Annotated in this window: 13 protein-coding genes; 2 read left to right on the forward strand and 11 right to left on the reverse strand. The window is 72.2% G+C overall.

The genetic code is table 11. From position 1 onward, the window contains the following. Positions 1–194: 194 nt before the first annotated feature. From ACWD4B_RS31790 to ACWD4B_RS31805, 4 genes are all read right to left on the reverse strand, one after another. On the reverse strand, positions 195–1,310 hold the full coding sequence (locus ACWD4B_RS31790) for a hypothetical protein (RefSeq protein WP_451424011.1): 1,116 nt from the start codon (positions 1,308–1,310) through the stop codon (positions 195–197). Positions 1,311–1,880: 570 nt separating this feature from the next. Then, positions 1,881–7,592, reverse strand: a complete 5,712-nt coding sequence (locus ACWD4B_RS31795) for an ATP-binding protein (protein WP_451424012.1) — start codon at positions 7,590–7,592, stop codon at positions 1,881–1,883. Between the two features lie 67 nt (positions 7,593–7,659). Next, complete coding sequence (locus ACWD4B_RS31800; RefSeq protein ID WP_451424013.1) at positions 7,660–10,308, reverse strand: AprA-related methyltransferase; 2,649 nt, start codon at positions 10,306–10,308, stop codon at positions 7,660–7,662. A gap of 306 nt (positions 10,309–10,614) precedes the next feature. After that, positions 10,615–11,241, reverse strand: coding sequence for a YigZ family protein (locus ACWD4B_RS31805; protein WP_451424014.1), 627 nt, complete (start codon positions 11,239–11,241; stop codon positions 10,615–10,617). 58 nt (positions 11,242–11,299) lie between these two features. Between ACWD4B_RS31805 and ACWD4B_RS31810 the strand changes: the two genes are divergently transcribed. Continuing rightward, on the forward strand, positions 11,300–11,710 hold the full coding sequence (locus tag ACWD4B_RS31810) for a CoA-binding protein (protein WP_336413667.1): 411 nt from the start codon (positions 11,300–11,302) through the stop codon (positions 11,708–11,710). 12 nt (positions 11,711–11,722) lie between these two features. Here the strand turns inward: ACWD4B_RS31810 and ACWD4B_RS31815 are convergent, their stop codons facing one another. Together ACWD4B_RS31815 and ACWD4B_RS31820 are read right to left on the reverse strand one after the other, a co-directional pair. Further along, positions 11,723–12,277 (reverse strand): YbaK/EbsC family protein, encoded by a 555-nt coding sequence (locus ACWD4B_RS31815; RefSeq protein ID WP_451424015.1) that lies wholly within the window; start codon positions 12,275–12,277, stop codon positions 11,723–11,725. 10 nt (positions 12,278–12,287) lie between these two features. Next, positions 12,288–12,866 carry a helix-turn-helix domain-containing protein gene (locus ACWD4B_RS31820; protein WP_451424016.1) on the reverse strand — a complete coding sequence of 193 codons (579 nt, stop codon included), beginning with the start codon at positions 12,864–12,866 and terminating at the stop codon, positions 12,288–12,290. 103 nt (positions 12,867–12,969) lie between these two features. Between ACWD4B_RS31820 and ACWD4B_RS31825 the strand changes: the two genes are divergently transcribed. Continuing rightward, positions 12,970–13,836, forward strand: a complete 867-nt coding sequence (locus tag ACWD4B_RS31825) for an EamA family transporter (RefSeq protein ID WP_451424017.1) — start codon at positions 12,970–12,972, stop codon at positions 13,834–13,836. Positions 13,837–13,852: 16 nt separating this feature from the next. On the opposite strand, the gene ACWD4B_RS31830 is transcribed toward ACWD4B_RS31825, so the two are convergent. From ACWD4B_RS31830 to ACWD4B_RS31850, 5 genes are all read right to left on the reverse strand, one after another. Further along, the gene (locus ACWD4B_RS31830; protein ID WP_451424018.1) at positions 13,853–14,575 is read right to left on the reverse strand and encodes an acyltransferase; all 723 of its coding nucleotides are present in this window, start codon (positions 14,573–14,575) and stop codon (positions 13,853–13,855) included. A gap of 80 nt (positions 14,576–14,655) precedes the next feature. Beyond that, positions 14,656–15,186 carry a gamma carbonic anhydrase family protein gene (locus ACWD4B_RS31835; RefSeq protein ID WP_451424019.1) on the reverse strand — a complete coding sequence of 177 codons (531 nt, stop codon included), beginning with the start codon at positions 15,184–15,186 and terminating at the stop codon, positions 14,656–14,658. A gap of 10 nt (positions 15,187–15,196) precedes the next feature. Next, complete coding sequence (locus tag ACWD4B_RS31840) at positions 15,197–15,853, reverse strand: DedA family protein (RefSeq protein WP_451424020.1); 657 nt, start codon at positions 15,851–15,853, stop codon at positions 15,197–15,199. A 192-nt stretch (positions 15,854–16,045) separates the two neighbouring features. Then, positions 16,046–16,369: a hypothetical protein gene (locus ACWD4B_RS31845; RefSeq protein ID WP_451424021.1), complete on the reverse strand. Its 324-nt coding sequence runs from the start codon at positions 16,367–16,369 to the stop codon at positions 16,046–16,048. Then, positions 16,317–16,929, reverse strand: a 613-nt coding sequence (locus ACWD4B_RS31850; RefSeq protein WP_451424022.1) for an NADPH-dependent F420 reductase, incomplete at its 5' end; no start/stop codon positions are given. The genes ACWD4B_RS31845 and ACWD4B_RS31850, both read right to left, overlap by 53 nt.

Consider the following 16,929-nt stretch of genomic DNA (forward strand, 5'->3'; position numbering starts at 1 on the left):
GTAAGGGGCGCGGGGAACTGCGCGACAAGCCCCCACCGGCCCGCAGCCGACGCGCCACCGCAGGGGTCCGGGGCGAAGCCCCGAGAACCTCGACTGCGGGCGCGTCGTGGCTGATCGCGCAGTTCCCCGCGCCCCTTACGGGGCGCCGTGGTGCCGCGTGACGAAGATCCGCCGGACACGCCCCAGTCGTCCGGTCACGCGGGGATGGAGTACTTTCCCCAGGAGATGGTGACCCGCGCGGCGCCGGAGTTGTCCGCGGTCGCGGAGATCAGCGTTGCCTTGGCGGCGTCGAAGTAGCTGTCGCCACCCGTGCCGCCTTGACCACCGTGACCGCCGGCGCCACCGCCACCGCCGCCTCCTCCGCCGCCACCGGCGCAGCCCATGAAGCACTGGCCGGAGCCTGCGCCGCCGCCTCCACCGCCTCCGCAACCCGCCGAGCCCGCGCTGCCGTCGGCCCCTCGGGCTTCCTCGCTCCCGCGCGCACCGCCCCGGCCGCCTGCACCGCCGTCGCCCCCTCGGCCCCCTCCGCCGCCCCAACCACCACGGTTGGATCTGTCCGACGTCTTGGGAGAGCCCCGGTCTCCGCCTCGCTGCCCGCTGCCGCCTCCCCCGGCGTTGCCCCCCTGGTCTCCTGCCCCGCCGCCGGAACCGGCGCCGGAGGGTGTTCCGCCATTGCCCCCTCCACCCCCGCCCCCGCCGTTTTCGGCAGCCCAGCCCCATCCCTTTCCGCCGGAGTCGCCATGGCCGCCGGCAGCGCCGGCCGAGCCGTAGCCTCCCGCCGCACCCGCCGCCCTGCCTCCGGAGGGCGTGACCACCCCGGCGTGCCCGCCGTTGCCGCCGTCTCCCCCGTGCCCGCCGGTCCCACCGCTTCCGCCGCCTGCCACGCCATCGGAGTCGGCCTGTCCTCCGTTGTCTCCACTCGCCCCGTCGACGCCACGCTGCCCCGGCGCACCGACGTCCCCGCCGCTGCCCGCTCCCACGATCAGGGCATCGCCGCGAAAGACCTTTGCGGAGGCCCCCGAAGCGCCGTCCCGGGCGATGCGCACGGTCAGCCGGTCTTGCGGATTCACGTACAACAGGGCCTGGACGGCAGCGCCCTTGCCACCGCGATCGCCACCGGCACCGGCCGCGCCCTGCAGGTGAAGGGCGAGGAGAGTGACGCTGTCCGGGACGGTGAAATGCTGGTCCTCGTCCGTACCCGAGCAGGTGAACTCCTGGCTGCCGACGGGGTTGTCGATGACAAGACGGCCGTGTGCGGTGATGTTCCCCGTCACGTTGACCCGGCCGCCGATGATGGCCTTCCCCGCCATGTCAGTTCCCCCGCAGAGGAATGCCGTGGGGGTCGGACACGTACAGCGGGAACGGCTCGCTGATGACGGCGCAATCCAGCAAGGGGCGGCCGGTGATGGCCAGTTCGGTCACGGGGATGGGTCCTTTTCTGGACGGATGGTGCAGTACAGAGTCATTCGGCCGCGAAGCCGCCTGTCAGTCCGCGCCGGGCACGGGCCGCCATGGATTTCTGACGCCAATTCGGGCGGATGTTATCGGCGGCCGGACCGGAGGCCGAGACGATCAAGCCACGAGGAGAACACCGTCACGCCACCTTTCAGGGTCGATCACACCCCCTTATGAACGCGACCGCTTCACCCCGAATATGCTGGTTTGCTCCTGATCGGCGAACAGCAGTGCACGACGTCCCACACGACCGGATCGCCGCAGGTCAGGCTGCGACTCACCGGCAGCAGCAAGGCGCCCCTCCGGCAGTCGCTCCACGATGTCCGGAAACCATGACTCACCGACACCGAGGATTTGCGCAACGTCGTCGACGAGCCCAGACAACTCGCCTTTCATAGTTGTCCGGCGCCGGCCTCCCAGGACTGTCACGTACCAGGAGCGTGGGGCCCGGGGGTGTTGTTGACCAGTTCGACATCCCTGTCCCCGGATGTCACGCGGGCCGCTGTCCTACGACGCAGCCCGGTCTCGATCGCGTCGATGATCGCGGGGCGCAGGTCCGCCGCGCTGATGATCCTGTCGACGGAGCCGACCTCGACGGCCCGCTGGATGGTGTGGATCCCGTCGAACTCGGCGGCGACCTCGCTGAGTTTCTCCGCCCGGACGGCCGCGGTGACCTCGGCCAGTTCGACGTTCAGCGCGGCGCGGTCGGCCGTGCCGGCGGCGGCCGCCTTTTCCCGGAGTGCGGCGACGCAGGGGTCGGCTGCGGTGCGCTTGCGGACCTCGCCGGAGAACACGACCGCGGCGGCGGGGGCGCCGCCGAGCACCGAGGCGAACGAGCCCTCGACGGCGAGGATCGTCATGCTCGGGTTGAGCGCCTTGGAGAACACGGCGAACGTGCCGCCGTGGCAGCGGGAGATGATGCAGAACACGATCGGGCCGTCGAAGTTGACGACCGCCCGGGCGATCTCGGCGCCGTACTCCAGCTGGAGCTTGCGCATCGACTCCGGGGAGCCGTCGAACCCTGACATGTTCGCCAGGACCACGAGCGGCCGGTTGCCGGAGGCGGCGTTGATCGCCCGCGCCACCTTCTTCGACGACATGGGGAACAGGGTGCCGGCGGTGTAGGTGTCCGGGCCGTCGGTGGGTGGGCAGCCGCGCCGGGGCACGGCGTGGGACTCGACGCCGAGCAGGCAGGCCGGGCGTCCGCCGATGCGGGCGTCCTGGACCACGGAGGTCTCGGCGTCGGCCATGCCCGCCCACCGCTCGAGGACGGGATGGTCCTGGTCGGCGACGGCCCGCATCACGGTGCGGATGTCGAACGGCTTCTTGCGGTCCGGGTTGGACACGTCGGAGAAGATCTCGCCGACGGTGGCGAAGTCGCTGCCGTCGGCCGGGTGCGGGTAGCCGCGGACGTCCCGGTCGGCCGGGTCGGTCGTCAGGGCCCGGCGCGGTGCCCGCTCGCCGGGCGCGATGTAGGCGTGGTCGTAGTGGGTCATGAGGAGCGCGGCCGCGGCGGTGAGGTTCGGTGCCCAGTACTGGGCCTGGCCGTTGGGTCCCATGATCCGGTCGTGGCCGCCGATGCCGAAGTTGTCCTCGGCGGACACGCCGCCGGAGAAGTCGAGGGACTGCTTGCCGGTGAGGACCATCGCCGAGTCCGGGGTCATGACCAGAACGCCCTTGGTGTGCATGAGCATCGTCGCCTCGGCGTTCCAGTACGGCTGGCCGCCGACGGTGATCCCGGCGATGACGATGTTGATCTCGCCGCCGGCCTGGGTGAACTCGACGATCCGCTTGAGCGCGGCGGCGACCCAGTCCATGTTCTCCGAGCCCGAGGTCATGGAGATCTTCGCGCCGGCGGACATGGCGAACCACTCGATCGGGACCCGCATCTCCTCGGCCAGGTCGAGGGCGGCGATGACGCGGGCGCACTCGGGCTCGGACAGGGAGCCGAGGGACTTCGTCGGGTCGCCGAGCAGCGCCACGCGGGTGACGCCCTCGGGGTGCACGGCGGTGGGCGTGGTGACGACGCCGGCGACGATGCCCGCGGTGTTGTTCCCCTTCGGCCGGGCTGCAGGGACGAGTCGCCTGCGCACGGTGCCGGCCCAGACGGCCTCGCCGGGCTCGAGGTCGTACTCGGTGAACGTGCCCTTGTCCCCGGTGAGCAGGCCGATGAGCTCGTAGGGGTAGACGGCGCCGCGACGGGCCGCGGACAGGACCTTCCGCCGGTAGCCGTCCAGCGGCAGGATCACGTCGGTCGGCGGCGGGCCGGCGTGCAGCACCGGGGCGCCCTGCGGGTCGGCGGTGATCCGCAGGGACGTCTCGGCCGGTTTCCCGGTCGCCCGGCACTGCCGGACGACGAGCTGGACCTCTTCCAGGCCGACGCCGGACACGGACGGCCGGAGCCGGCGGATGAGCGGGGCCAGTTCCTGCGCGCTGAAGTCGCTGGAGGGCCACACGTAGATGATGATTCGGTTGGTCCCTGTCTCCGTGCCACCCGGCTGCTGTGACCCGGCGGTGCGGATCGCGTCGCAGCAGGCGGCGAGGGTGTTCTCCACCTCGGGCAGGGCGACGAGCCGGCCGTCGGCGTCGCGCAGCGGGGTCAGGTCCCGGACCTGGCCCATCGCGATCAGCCGCTCGTCCTTGCCGTCGCTCTTCGCGACGGCCCGCAGCAGGTGCAGGTCCTCTTCCCCGGACGGCAGCCGGGTGATGCCGAACTCGCGGAGCCGGCCGAGCTGCAGCCGCTCGGCGGTCTGCGGGTGCAGGCCGCGGACCTGCCGGTCCTCGACCAGGCAACCGCCGTCGCCGGGCCGGAAGGTGAAGTGATGCTGCATGACGGTGCCCGCAGTGCCGGCGACCGTGACGACGACCGTGACGGTGATCCGGACGACCCCGGCGGGCACCGGCCGCGCCGCGACGGCGCCGGTGACCGCCTCAGCGATCTCGTCGGCGGCGGGCCGGCCGGCCCAGGCGACGTAGATGTCGGCGGCCAGGCCGCCGCCGGGCGCCCGGCCGGACAGGGTCCCGGTGGCCGCGACCGCGTCCGGCAGGCCGGCGATGTCCGTGGTGGTGGCCGCGACCCGGGTCACGGCGCCGGCCTGTCCTGCCGCGAGGGTGTCTGCGTGCTCCACGGTGACGAACCGGTGCCCGGCGATGCCGACGGTGGTGGCCTCCGCCGGGCGCCGGTTGCCGTAGTGGCTGAGGGTCAGGGCCTCCAGCAGTGGCGCGTGATCCAGGCCGGGCCGGTCGGCCCCCGCCAGGCGCGTGGAGCGGACGATCCGCTGCCCGAGCAGCCGGACGAGGGGCTCGGGGCCGACGGCCATCGCCCGGATGCGGTCGCCGCGGTCGGCAGCGACCGGGTTCGCGTCGAGGTGGCGCAGGTCCGCGCGGACCGCGGCATACACGCGGGCCCGGCTGCGGCGCAGCACCGGCTGGGTGAACCAACGGAACACGACGCCGCGGGCGAGGTCCGACACCGCGGGGAACCGTGCCCGGGTCGCCTCGACGAGGTGTTCCAGGGCCGGGCGCGCCTGCTCCCGGGTGGGCTCGGCGGGCGGTGGGCTCGCCTGCCACTGCCGCAGCAGCTCGGAGACGATCACGGCGCCGTCGGCCATCTGCTGCTGCGCGAGGAAGATCCGGAAGACCGCCGTCTCCAGCTCCGGCGTCCGGTCCAGCCCGGTGACACCGTAGTGGGCCAGGACCCGGCGCAGCCGGGCCCGGACCGCCTCGGGAACCCCGGCGTGGTCCACGTCGAGGCTGCCCAGATAGGCGTGGAAGTACTCGCGCGGGCTGTGCAGTAAGCCCGCGGGGCCGGTCGCGGCCGGGTCCGGGCCCGCGTCCCCCGCCCGGCGGACCGGCCGGTTCCGGCCCAGCTCCGACAAGTCGGCGAAGACGGTGAGCAGGTCCAGCTCCGCGGGGACGAGCTCGTCGCCCAGTTCGGCGCGGGCGTCCAGGTATCCGGCACGCAGGAACTTGCGGTCGTCGGCGTCGCCGTCGAACCCGAGCAGCAGGCCGCGCAGGTCCCGCAGGCACGCGCCGGCCAGGTCCGCGGCCGAGCCGCTGCCCACCAGCACAGGCAGGTCGATGGCCTGCTCCCCCGTATCCACGGCGCCGGTGACTGCCGCGCCGTCGCCGGACGCACCGTCCTCGTCGGGCAGTTGCTCCAGGTGCAGCAGCGGCTCACCGGACGCGACCTGGGTGCCGGCCGACACCGGGCACTCGCGGACCAGGGCACGGAACGGGGCCCGCAGCACCGTCTCCATCTTCATCGATTCCAGCACCAGGACCGGGGCGCCCTCGGCGACCTCGTCCCCGGCGGCGACCGGGGTCGCGACCACCAGGGCCGGGGCGGGCGAGCGGACCACGCCGCCCTCGGCACGGCCGACCCCGTGCGCGACGCCGTCGACCTCGACCAGGTGCACGGGCCCGTGCATGGAGGTCGTCAGCCGGAACCGCTGCCCGTTGACGGTGATGGCGCCGCTGTAGCCGTCGAAACGCTCGAGCACGGCGTCGGCCACGGCGACGTCGCCGCCGACCGTGATCTCGGCCCGGAACCGGTCCGGGCCGCGGCGCGCGACCCGCACCCGGTAGGAGACGTCGCGGAGCCTGTAGTCGACGGCCTGCCCTGGGTCGTGGCGGACGTGCGGCCGCCCGCCGCGGGCGGCGGCCAGCAGCGCCTGCCGGCCGGCCGCCTCCTCGTCCTCGTAGGCCCTGACGGCCGCGGTGACGAGGGCGACGCCGGAGTGCTCGCGGGCGGCCAGGCGGCCCTGCGCGCGGACCCGGTCGATCCAGCCGGTGTCGGCCCAGCCGGCCTCGCGGTTGCCTTCGGTGACCTCGGGCTGGTCCAACAGGTCCAGGACGAAGCTCTTGTTGGTGGCGCCGCCCTCGATGACGACGCTGGTCTCGGTCATGGCGCGCCGCAGCCGGGCCAGGGCCTCGTCCCGGTCGCGGCCGTGGGCGATGACCTTCGCGATCATCGAGTCGAAGTCCGCGGGGATCGTGTCGCCCTCCCTGACGCCGGTGTCGACGCGTATCCCCGGCCCGGCCGGCAGGACCAGGCGGGCGATGCGGCCGGGCGCGGGCGCGAAGTCGCGGTCCGGGTCCTCGGCGTTCAGCCGTGCCTCGACGGCGTGCCCGGCCTCGGCGGGCCGCTCCCCGGAAAGGCGCCCGCCGGACGCGACGTGCAGTTGCATCCGCACCAGGTCGGTGCCGGTGGTCAGTTCGGTGACGGGATGCTCGACCTGCAGGCGGGTGTTCACCTCAAGGAACGCGAACTGCTTGTCGTCCGGGTGGTAGAGGAACTCCACGGTCGCGGCACCCCGGTAGCCGACCGAGAGGACGAGCCGCTCCGCGGACGCCTTCAGGTCCATGACCTGCTCCGCGGACAGCAGCGGGGAGGCGGACTCCTCGATGACCTTCTGGTTGCGGCGCTGCACCGAGCAGTCCCGCACGCCCAGGGCCCAAGCCGTGCCCTGGCCGTCCGCGACGACCTGGACCTCGACGTGCCGCGCACCGGTCACGAGCCTCTCAAGGAAGACCGTGCCGTTGCCGAACGCCCGCAACGCCTCGGAACGGGTCCGCTCCAACGCCTCGTTGAGGTCGGCGGGCGAGGTGATGACCCGGATGCCGCGACCGCCGCCGCCGGCGGTCGCCTTCAGCATCAGCGGGTAGCCGATCCGCTCCGCCGCCCGGTGCGCCTCTTCCAGGGTGGCGACCGGGCCGCGGCTCCACGGGGCGACCGGAACACCGGCCTCCTCGGCGATCAGCTTCGCGCCGATCTTGTCGCCCAGTTTGCGCATGGCCTCCGCGGATGGGCCGACGAACGTGACCCCGGCCTTCTCGCACAGCTCCGCGAACGCCGGGTCCTCCGCGACGAAGCCCCAGCCCGGCCACGCCGCGTCCGCGCCCGACTCCGCCAGGGCCCGCTCCAGCACCGCCAGGTCGAGATAGGGACGGTCCGCGGTCGCACCGAGGCAGACCGACCGGTCTGCCTCCCGCACGAACGTGGCGCCGCGGTCCGCGTCGGTGTACAGCGCGACCGTCTCGATGGCCTTCCCCGTCTGCGCGGACAGATCGCGGACCGCGTGGATCAGGCGCATCGCGGCCTCACCGCGATTGACAATGGCAATACGTCTGAACACCGGCCGGGTCTCCTTCTGATGATTCATGCGGTGCCGGAAAGGCCGTGCGACAGCTCCTGGAAATGCCCTAGCGGCGCTCGAAGACGCCGAACTTCCACTCGATGTTGTAGCCGCGGCCCGTGGCGGCCGGCCCGGCGGAGATCTCCGGGAAGACGTGTTCGCGCACGATGTGGCGAATGACCGCCTCCCGCGTCGCCCGGTCGGTGATCTCGGCGAGGTATTCCGCCTGGTTCGACGGGACGAGGGCGGTCGCCAGGTTTTCCTCGGCGAGCAGTTCGAAAGTCTGGCTGGTCGTGATGCCGGTCATGAACTGCTCGAGAGCCGCGACAACGCCTTCGATGGACTGCGGTGTGGGCAGAATCCGGCGGTCCGCACGCTCCTGGGCGTTCAGACTTCCGGCCGAACGCGCGCGGACGACAGCCTCGCGCAGAGGTGTCGGGAGAGCGGACGGGTCGGCTGCGTCCAGCGCATTCAGCCAGTGCTGTCGGAGCAGCCGGTTGGGGTCGTGGAAAAGAACGGAATTCCTGGTGGCGGGCGCGAGGTCGGGCGCGTTGAAGACCAGTTTGCCGCCGGGCGCCAGTACGTCCGCGATCGAGGCGGCCGCGTGCCGCATCGGGCCTTCACGGAGCAGGTGGAACACCATGTTGGCCATCACCACGTCGACGTGGTCGCCGCTCATGACGTCGAGGAGACCACGGAATCCCCCGTCGTCCCCGCGCAGCGAGTGGAACCTGGCCCACGGGACGTCCTTCAGGAGTTCGTAGCCCTGGGCGAACCATCCGGTCGGCAGGTCGACCAGGTGGAGCTCGAAGCCGATGCCGCGGCCGGCGAGGCTTTCGGGCAGGTCCTGCGCGATACAGATCTTGGAGAGTTCGATCGACGCCAGGCCGGTACCTGCCCCGTAGTCCAGGACTCGGATGACGTCGCCCCTGCCGGCCTGCTCGGCGCGCGCGTGGATCGCGGTCATGACGTCGCGGACCACGACTCCGGTCGCTCCGGAGGACCACCTGCGGGGCTGGGACAAGTCGCCGTCGTAGTAGAGCAGTTCGTGCAGGCCGCGGCCGTCGTCCAGATCGGATCCCGGTTCCGGGCGCCAGTCCCCCGCCCGCACGGTCGTCGCAAGGTCCGGTCCGGTCACCGCAGTTGCCCGGAGCTGCCCGTTCAGGCCGCTCAGGCCGTCCGGCTGGATGACCTCCAAGGGGTTGGGCTGCGCGCACACCAACTGGTTGACCGAGACCGCGACGAAAGGCCGCGTGGCCGGGTGGCGGCGTTCGAGGTGGCTCACCGCAGTCAGGCCGGCTCGACGGCAGCAGCTCATGAACGTCGAGTACTCCACCGGATACTGGTGTGACAGGCCGCGGTAGACATCGAAGGCGACCGAGTGCAGCGTGCCGAGATGCCGGGACGCGACCTGCGGAGGCACGCAGTGCGCCTCGAGGAGCACCATGCCGTGCTTGCCGATGTGCGGCTTCCAGCGCTCCAGATGCGCGACGAGATCCGCCTCGACCGCGGCGGCCGACAGCGGCGTGCCGTCGGGCGCCACATACGCGCCGGACGCCGAGCCGGGGACATCGGACGGCGATCCGCCGTGGTAAGTCCGCTCGTGATCGGTGAACGCGCGGATGTGCAAGCCGTCCTCGATCGACAGCCCGTGCTCGGCCAGTTGCGCCCGCAGTTCCAGTGGCGACGCGACGTCGCCCAGCAGGAGCAGCGGGTCGGGTACGCCGGCATCCTGCAGTTTCTGCCGGGCCTCGTCGAGGGCAGCCGGGCCGGCATCGATCCCGACGTAACGGACGCTGTCGCCGATCAGGGAGTGCAGGTGGGCGAGCCAACTGCCGTCCCCGCACCCCATGTCGGCGATGAATGCCGGAGGCCGGCCGGAAGCGAACATCTCCTGGAAGATGGGGTCCGCATCGACGAAGTACCGGTGATGAGCGGCCGAGCCGGCCCGCGCCATGAGCGTGCGCCCGGAATGCCACTGGTCGCTGCCGGGGCTTACGACGAGCTCGCCGCGCAGCAGCTCTTCCAGACGGGCCAGCAGGGGAAGGCAGGAGCCCGCAAGGGCGAAGTGATCACTGAAGTCCCGGAAGGCCCGGCCTTTCGGGGTCCAGTAGCACTCGGCGTCGACCCAGCCGAGCAAGGAGAGGAGACGTTCGACGTCCTGCGGGATTCCGTCGCCGCCTTCGCGAGCGCGGAACAACAGCATTGCCGGTACTGCCAGCGCTCCTTCCAGAAAGACTCCTGCGAGCTCGTCCTGCTCGATGCCGGCGTGCCGTTCCTCCAAGCGCCTGACTGCGGCCGAGAAGGCATCCGAGGTCCCGGCATCCCACGGGGTCTTCCACGAGTCGGGTGCGCTGCCGGCTAACGCGGCAAGCAACCGGCCTGCCTGTACGAGGTCGTCGCGATGGCGCAGGGCAGCCCGCCCGGACGGCGTCCACCCTGCCGGCTCGGCGTCACCGTCGAACCAGCCGACACCCGCGAGGGCGCGCCGGACCACGCCCAGGTAACCGGTTTCGGGGAGGCCGCAGTCCTTGCCGGGGCCGGCTTCCAGCAGGCCGAGCGAGTCGAGCGCGCGGATGATCGAGGAGATGACCACGCCATCCTGGTAGAGGAAATTACGACGGCGCGCATAGGCCCTGTAATCCGCCGGCGCCTCGCCAACAGTCGCCGGGAACGTAGCGGTTATCGTCGTCTCAGACAGCGGGCGAGCGTGCATGCGGCTACTCCTCAACTGATCGAAAAATCAGGCCTCTTGTCGTGTGGACGGAAACGCTAACGACGAGGTTGAGAGGAGATGAGGCTTTGGCGCCATCACTAGTGAAAGGACTAGAGAATCGAGTACTGCGGCGAATTCGGTAACAGGGCGTCCGAAAACCGGATACCGCGAAGCGGTCCGCGCCCGTGGCAGCCCGTGGTGTGCGGGATGCGCACCGGCATCGACGCGGGGTCGGATGGGGCCGAGGGCACGGACGGTACATCCCGGGTGAAGCCGGGGACGAGGTCGACCGCGTCCGGGGCTGCCTCAGACGTCCCCGTACGCCTCGCCGCCGAGCTCGAATTCCGCGGTGCCCGCGGTGGCGTCCGCGAGCCAGGCGCGGAAGGTCTCCACGTCCGCCTCGGGCAGCCCGATCTCGATGCGCACTCCGGCCCCGTAGGTCACCTCGCGCACCGCCCGTCCCGTGGCCCGCAGTTCGTTCTCCAGCTTTCCGGCGCGCTGGTGGTCGACGGTGACGGCGGCCAGCCGGTAGCGGCGGCGGGTGACCGTTTCGAGGGTGTCGAGGGCCTCGCCGACGACCCCGCCGTAGGCGCGGATCAGCCCGCCCGCGCCGAGCTTGATGCCGCCGAAGTAGCGGGTGACGACGGCGACGACGTACCGCATCTCGCGCCGCACGAGCATCTGCAGCATCGGCACCCCTGCAGTGCCGCCCGGCTCCCCGTCGTCGCTCGCCTTCTGCACGGAGCCGTCGGCGCCGAGGACGTAGGCCCAGCAGTGGTGCCGGGCGGTGGGGTACTCCTTGCGGATGCGGGCGACGAACGCCTGCGCCTCCTCCTCGGTCGCGGCGGGCGCGAGCGCACAGATGAAGCGCGACTTGCTGATCTCGATCTCGTGCACGCCCTCGCGCGCGACTGTCCGGTATTCGTCGGCCATCCCGCCAGCCTATGCCGGACACGGGAATGGTCCGGCAGCGGCCGCCGTTGAGCCGATCATGTACGCAGAGGCGGGGATCATCCGCAAGATCATCGAAGGCACGGGCGACACCTGGGCCGTGGTCGGCCTGTCCTCCAACGAGCAGCGCGCGGCGTTCCGCGTCGCGGAGGTGCTGCAGCACCACGGCAAGCGCGTCGTGCCGGTGCACCCGAAGGCCGAGACGGTGCACGGGGAGAAGGGGTACGCCTCGCTGAGCGAGATCCCCTTCGACGTCGACGTGGTCGACGTCTTCGTCAACTCCGAGCTGGCGGGCGCCGTCGCGGACGAGGCCGTGGCGATCGGCGCGAAGGCGGTGTGGTTCCAGCTGGGGGTGATCGACGAGGAGGCGTACGAACGGACGCGCGCGGCGGGCCTGCTGATGGTGATGGACCGCTGCCCGGCGATCGAGATCCCCCGCCTGCGCCGCTGAGACCCGGCCGGCTCAGCCGCCGAGTCCGGCGAGGACCGTCGCGCCGGGCAGCTCCGCGAGGGCCTTGCCCGGCACGATGAGCTTGCCGCGGCGGCTGCCGCTGCCGATGAGGACGTGCGGGCTGCCGGCCACGGCCTGATCGACCAGAACCGGCCATCCTGCGGGCAGTCCGACGGGCGTGATGCCCCCGTACTCCATGCCGGTCGCGTCGAGCACGGTGTCCATGGGCGCGAACGAGGCCTTGCGGGCGCCGAGATGGCGGCGGACGACGCCGTTGACGTCGGCCCGGGTGTGGCCGAGGACCATGCAGGCGGCGAGGGTGACCTCGCCGCCGCGCCGGGCCGCGACGACGACGCAGTTGGCGGACAGGTCCAGCAGCCACGGCCCGTAGCTCTCCACGAGCACGGCCGTGTCGGCGCGCTCGGGCTCGGTGTCCACGTACAGCAGCTCCTCGACGGGGACCGGGCCGGTCCAGCCGCGCAGGGCGTCGGCCACCGGCCGGACCAGCAGGTCCAGGCGCTCCACGGCGGGCCGGACGTCCTCGAAGGCTTCCATCGGCGTGCGCATGCGCGCCACGCTAACAGCCGCCCACGGGCGGGATGGCCACGGCCATGGTCAGCTCCACCGGCCGCTCGCCGTCGTTGCGGTAGCCGTGCGGGACGTCGGACTCGAAGGCCGCCGCGGTGCCGGCGGGCAGGCGGAACTCCTCGCCCTCCACGACGAGGGTGAGCTCGCCGGCCGTGACGCGCAGCAGCTCCACCGTGCCGGGCGGGTGGGGGTCCGAGGTGCTGGCGTCGCCCGGCGCGATGTGCCAGTCCCACAGCTCCATCGGGCCGCGGACCTGGGTGCCCACCAGCAGCGTGTGCCGGCTGCCGGCCTCGCTGGACCACATGTGCGTGGCCTCCTGCGGCGGCACGATCCGCACCCGCCCCTCCTGCTCGTGCTCGAGCAGGGTGGTGATGCTGACGCCCAGTGCGTCCGCGAGCTTGACCGTGGTGCCGACGCTGGGGTTCGTCCGGGCCTGCTCGATCTGGATGATCATGCCGCGGCTGACCCCGGAGCGCGCCGCCAGGGCGTCGAGGGTGAGGCGGCGCTCGCTGCGCCAGCGCTTGAGATTGCGGGCGAGCGACTGCGTGAGCTTGTCGAGGTCCGTCACGGTCCGGTCCGTTCCGTCCAATTTATTTGATTAAATAGTTCAGCACATTGCACTACAGCACGGTGCACACAATCGTTCACCACACTGTACTGCGAGGCGCTCCATGACCCCGGTCTTCGCCCTGGCCACCGCCCTCATGTGGGGCCTGGCCGACTTCGGCGGCGGACTCCTCACCCGGCGGATGCCGGCCCTCACCGTGGTGCTCGTCTCCCAGCTGCTGGCCGTGGGCGCTCTCGGCACGATCGTCGTCGCCACCGGCGCCTGGTCCGAGGCCGGCCCCCGGCTGTGGTGCGCGGCGGCCGCGGGTGTCGTGGGCACGGCGGCCCTGCTCTGCTTCTACCGGGCGCTGGCCCTCGGCCCGATGGGCGTCGTCTCCCCGCTGGGCGCGCTCGGCGGCGTGGCCGTGCCGGTCGGCGTCGGCCTCGTGCTCGGCGAACGGCCCGGGCTGCTGCAGTTCGCGGGCATCGCGGTCGCGATCGTCGGCGTCGTCCTGGCCAGCGGTCCGGGGCTGGGCGGGGCGCCCGTGCAGCGGCAGACCCTGGTGCTCACGCTGGTGGCCGCATTCGGCTTCGGCTCGGTCATGGCACTGATCGCCGAGGCGTCGACCACTCTGACCGGCCTGTTCCTCGCCCTGTTCGTCCAGCGCGTGTGCAACGTGGCGGTCGGCGGGACCGTCCTCCTGTTCTCCTCCCGCCGCGGCGCTCCCGCGCTGCCCGCAGGCGGCTGGAGCGTGATCCGCTCCTCGCTGCCGGCGCTCGCCTTCATCGGCCTCGCGGACGTGGCGGCCAACGGCACGTACAACCTCGCCGCCCACAGCGGCCCCGTGACGGTGGCGGCCGTGCTGGCGTCCCTCTACCCCGTGGTCACGGCGCTGGCAGCGCGCGGCGTCCTGCGCGAACGCATGCAGACGCTGCAGGCGGCGGGGGCGGGGCTGGCCCTGGTGGGAACGGTGCTGCTGGCGACGGGGTGACCCGCCCGGGGCGCAACTACCCCGCACCCTCCCCCAGTTCCGCAAGGCTCGGCGGCCCCGCCACCGGCAGGGGCGGCTCCCAGCCGCGCACCGCATCCCAGCGCCGGACCACCTTCGCCGGCACCCCCGCCACCACGGAGTGGTCCGGCACCTCGCCGCGCACCACCGCCCCCGCCGCCACCACGACGTTCCGCCCGAGCCGTGCCCCCGGCAGGATCACGGCCCCGGCCCCCAGCCAGCTGCCCGAGCCTATGGAGACGGGCGAACTCCGCGGCCACTGGCGCCCGATGGGCTGCTCGGGGTCCTCGTAGGAGTGGTTGTCGCTGGTGACGTAGACGTACGGCCCGCAGAAGACGTCGTTGCCGAAGGTGACCGGCTGCGAGGCGATCACATGGCTGCCCCGGCCGAGGACGACGCCGTTGCCCAGCCGCAGCACCGGATCCGGGCCGAGGTCGAGGCCCGGCACCATGCCCGCGGTGAGGGTGACCTGTTCCCCGACGATGCAGTGGTCGCCCAGCTCGATCCAGCCCTCGCCGAAGACCGTGCCGAGCGGGAAGGCGAGCCGGGTCCCGGTGCCGATGCGGCGGAAGCGGTACGGCCCCGGCCGCTCGGCGGTCACCGAACCGGCCTGCTGGATCCAGCGCCAGCCCCGGTGGACCGCACGGGAAACGGCCCGGCGCCGCCAGGCCCCCAGGGCCCCGACGGCGCCGGACGAGAACGCGTTCTTGTTCTTCGGCACCCGCTCACCGTACTCAGCGGCGCCGGGGCCGGACCGCGCACCGTCCTGTGATCTTCACCCCACGCGGGGGTGGGCGGGCCTCAGCCCTCGACGGCCTCGCGGTGGGCCTTGGCCAGCTCCAGGTATCCCGTGGCGTTGAGCCTGATGTGCTCGCGCTCCTCCGCCGTCAGCGCGCGCCGGACCTTGGCGGGCACCCCGGCGACCAGGGAGCCGGGCGGGACGTCCATGCCCTGGGGGACCAGTGCCTGGGCGGCGACGAGCGAACCGGCGCCGATCCTGGCGCCGTTGAGGACGGTCGCGCCCATGCCCACGAGGACGTCATCCTCCACGGTGCAGCCGTGCAGCACCGCGTTGTGGCCGACGGTCACGCGCTCGCCGACATGGACCGGGAAGCCCGGGTCGACGTGCACGGTGCAGTTGTCCTGGATGTTGCTGTCGGCGCCGATCACGATGGGCCCGCCGTCGGCGCGCAGCACCGCGTGGTACCAGACGCTGGCGCCCGCGGCGAGCGTCACGTCGCCGACGAGGACGGAGGTGGGCGCGGCGAAGGCCGCCGGATCGACGTCCGGCTCCTTGCCACCGATGCCCAGGGTCAACGCGCGCTCGGCCACTGCCGCCTCCTCAGTCGACGGCCGCGACGGACGCGGTCTCGGCGGGCTCCTGCTCGGCGGTCTGGGCGGCCTTCTTGGCCTTGATCCGCATGACGACGAACGAGCCGATGCCGAAGAGGACGGCGACCACCAGGCCGATCCAGGAGAACCTGCCGATCCACTGCTCGGCGACCTTGCCCACGGTGTAGATCAGCGCGACCGTACCGCCGGCCCAGGCGATGCCGCCGAGCACGTTGGCGATGAGGAACTTCCAGTACGGCATCTTCAGCACGCCCGCCAGCGGGCCGGCGAAGATGCGCAGCAGCGCGATGAAGCGGCCGACGAAGACGGCCCACATGCCCCACTTCGTGAAGGCCTTCTCGGCCGTGGCCACGTGGTGCGGGCCGAAGTGCTTGGGGAACTTCCGGCCGAGCCAGTCGAGCAGCGGCTTGCCGCCCTTGCGGCCGATCAGATAGCCGATGGAGTCGCCGATGATGGCACCGGCGACGGCGCAGGCGCCCAGCACGTACGGGTTGATGTGGTCCTGGGAAGCGGCCAGCAGCGTGGCGCTGACGAGGACGATCTCACCGGGGAGCGGGATGCCCAGGCTCTCCAGCCCGATGACCCCGCCCACCAGGAGGTAGACGGCGATCGCCGGTACGGATTCGAGCCACTCCTGGATGTGCAACGCCGGTTCCTCCCCGGTTGACGAACTGCTTTCCCGGCGTGCGCCGAGCGGGCGCACGCCGGGAAGCCTACTGGAGGTAAAGACTCTTCCAGGAGCCCGTTGGTTGACGGGAGGAGGGGCCTACTTCTCCGGAGCGTTCGGACGGAGCGTCCGCACCACGGTCTCCTGCACTGCGACCTCCGGCATCACCGGTCACAGGGGCAGCGCCCGGGCCAGTTCCCGCCACTGCTCCATGAGCCGGCCGTACCCCCGTCCCCGAGGCAGTACGACCTGTACCGCGACGTGGTCGGCGCCCGCCTTCTGGAACTCCTCGACGCGGGTGCGAATCCGGTCGGCGTCGCCGAGTGCGACGAGTGCGTCGACGAGGCGGTCGCTGCCGCCGCCTTCGAGGTCTTCTTCGGTGTAGCCGGCGCGTTTGAGGCTGTTGGTGTAGTTCGGGAGGGCCAGGTAGGTGGCTAGGCAGTCACGGGCGGTACGGCGGGCGCGGGGCAGGTCGGTGTCCAGGACGGCCTTCATCTCCGGTCCGAGGAAGGGCCGGTCCCCCAGGATGCCGCGGGCCTGTGCGGTGAACTCCGGCGTGACGAGGTACGGGATGGCGCCCGCCGCGCGGTCCGCCGCTGTCGAACACGGAACCACCCTCGGCGAGGGTTCCGGTGTCGACGGCCTGGAAGTCGGCGCTGTCGGCCAGGTCGGTCACTTTCCGTTTGGCGACGGCGTCGTCCCCGGCGAGCAGGACGAGGCGGCGCCCGCCGTTGACCACGGGGCTCTCGGCGAGGACCTGGGCCGGGTAGGTGTTGAAGCCCTTGACCACGAGGGCGCCCGGGAGAAGCGAGGCGACGACCTCGGTGGGCGGCCGGCCGCCGGTGTCCGCATGCTCCAGACCATCCGCCGTCTCCCGCAGCGGGTTGACCGGGACGAGGACGGTGCGTCCCTGCCAGGAGGAGACCGAGGCCACCGCCCCGCACGGCTCGGACGCCGCAGCGGCGATGTCGGCGGTGCTGGAGTCACCCGTGTTCCAGACGTACTTCCGGCTGGCCTCGAAGCTTTCGATGGGGTTGACGCAGCCCGTGACGACC

The organism is Streptomyces sp. NPDC002536 (assembly GCF_053594995.1).

What these genes read in the sequence shown, in the direction of transcription:
- ACWD4B_RS31810 (WP_336413667.1), top strand. Translation starts at nt 11,300, where the DNA reads ATGTACGCAGAGGCGGGGATCATCCGCAAGATCATCGAAGGCACGGGC.
- ACWD4B_RS31845 (WP_451424021.1), bottom strand. Translation starts at nt 16,369, where the DNA reads ATGAAGGCCGTCCTGGACACCGACCTGCCCCGCGCCCGCCGTACCGCC.
- ACWD4B_RS31825 (WP_451424017.1), top strand. Translation starts at nt 12,970, where the DNA reads ATGACCCCGGTCTTCGCCCTGGCCACCGCCCTCATGTGGGGCCTGGCC.
- ACWD4B_RS31790 (WP_451424011.1), bottom strand. Translation starts at nt 1,310, where the DNA reads ATGGCGGGGAAGGCCATCATCGGCGGCCGGGTCAACGTGACGGGGAAC.
- ACWD4B_RS31815 (WP_451424015.1), bottom strand. Translation starts at nt 12,277, where the DNA reads ATGCGCACGCCGATGGAAGCCTTCGAGGACGTCCGGCCCGCCGTGGAG.
- ACWD4B_RS31805 (WP_451424014.1), bottom strand. Translation starts at nt 11,241, where the DNA reads ATGGCCGACGAATACCGGACAGTCGCGCGCGAGGGCGTGCACGAGATC.
- ACWD4B_RS31800 (WP_451424013.1), bottom strand. Translation starts at nt 10,308, where the DNA reads ATGCACGCTCGCCCGCTGTCTGAGACGACGATAACCGCTACGTTCCCG.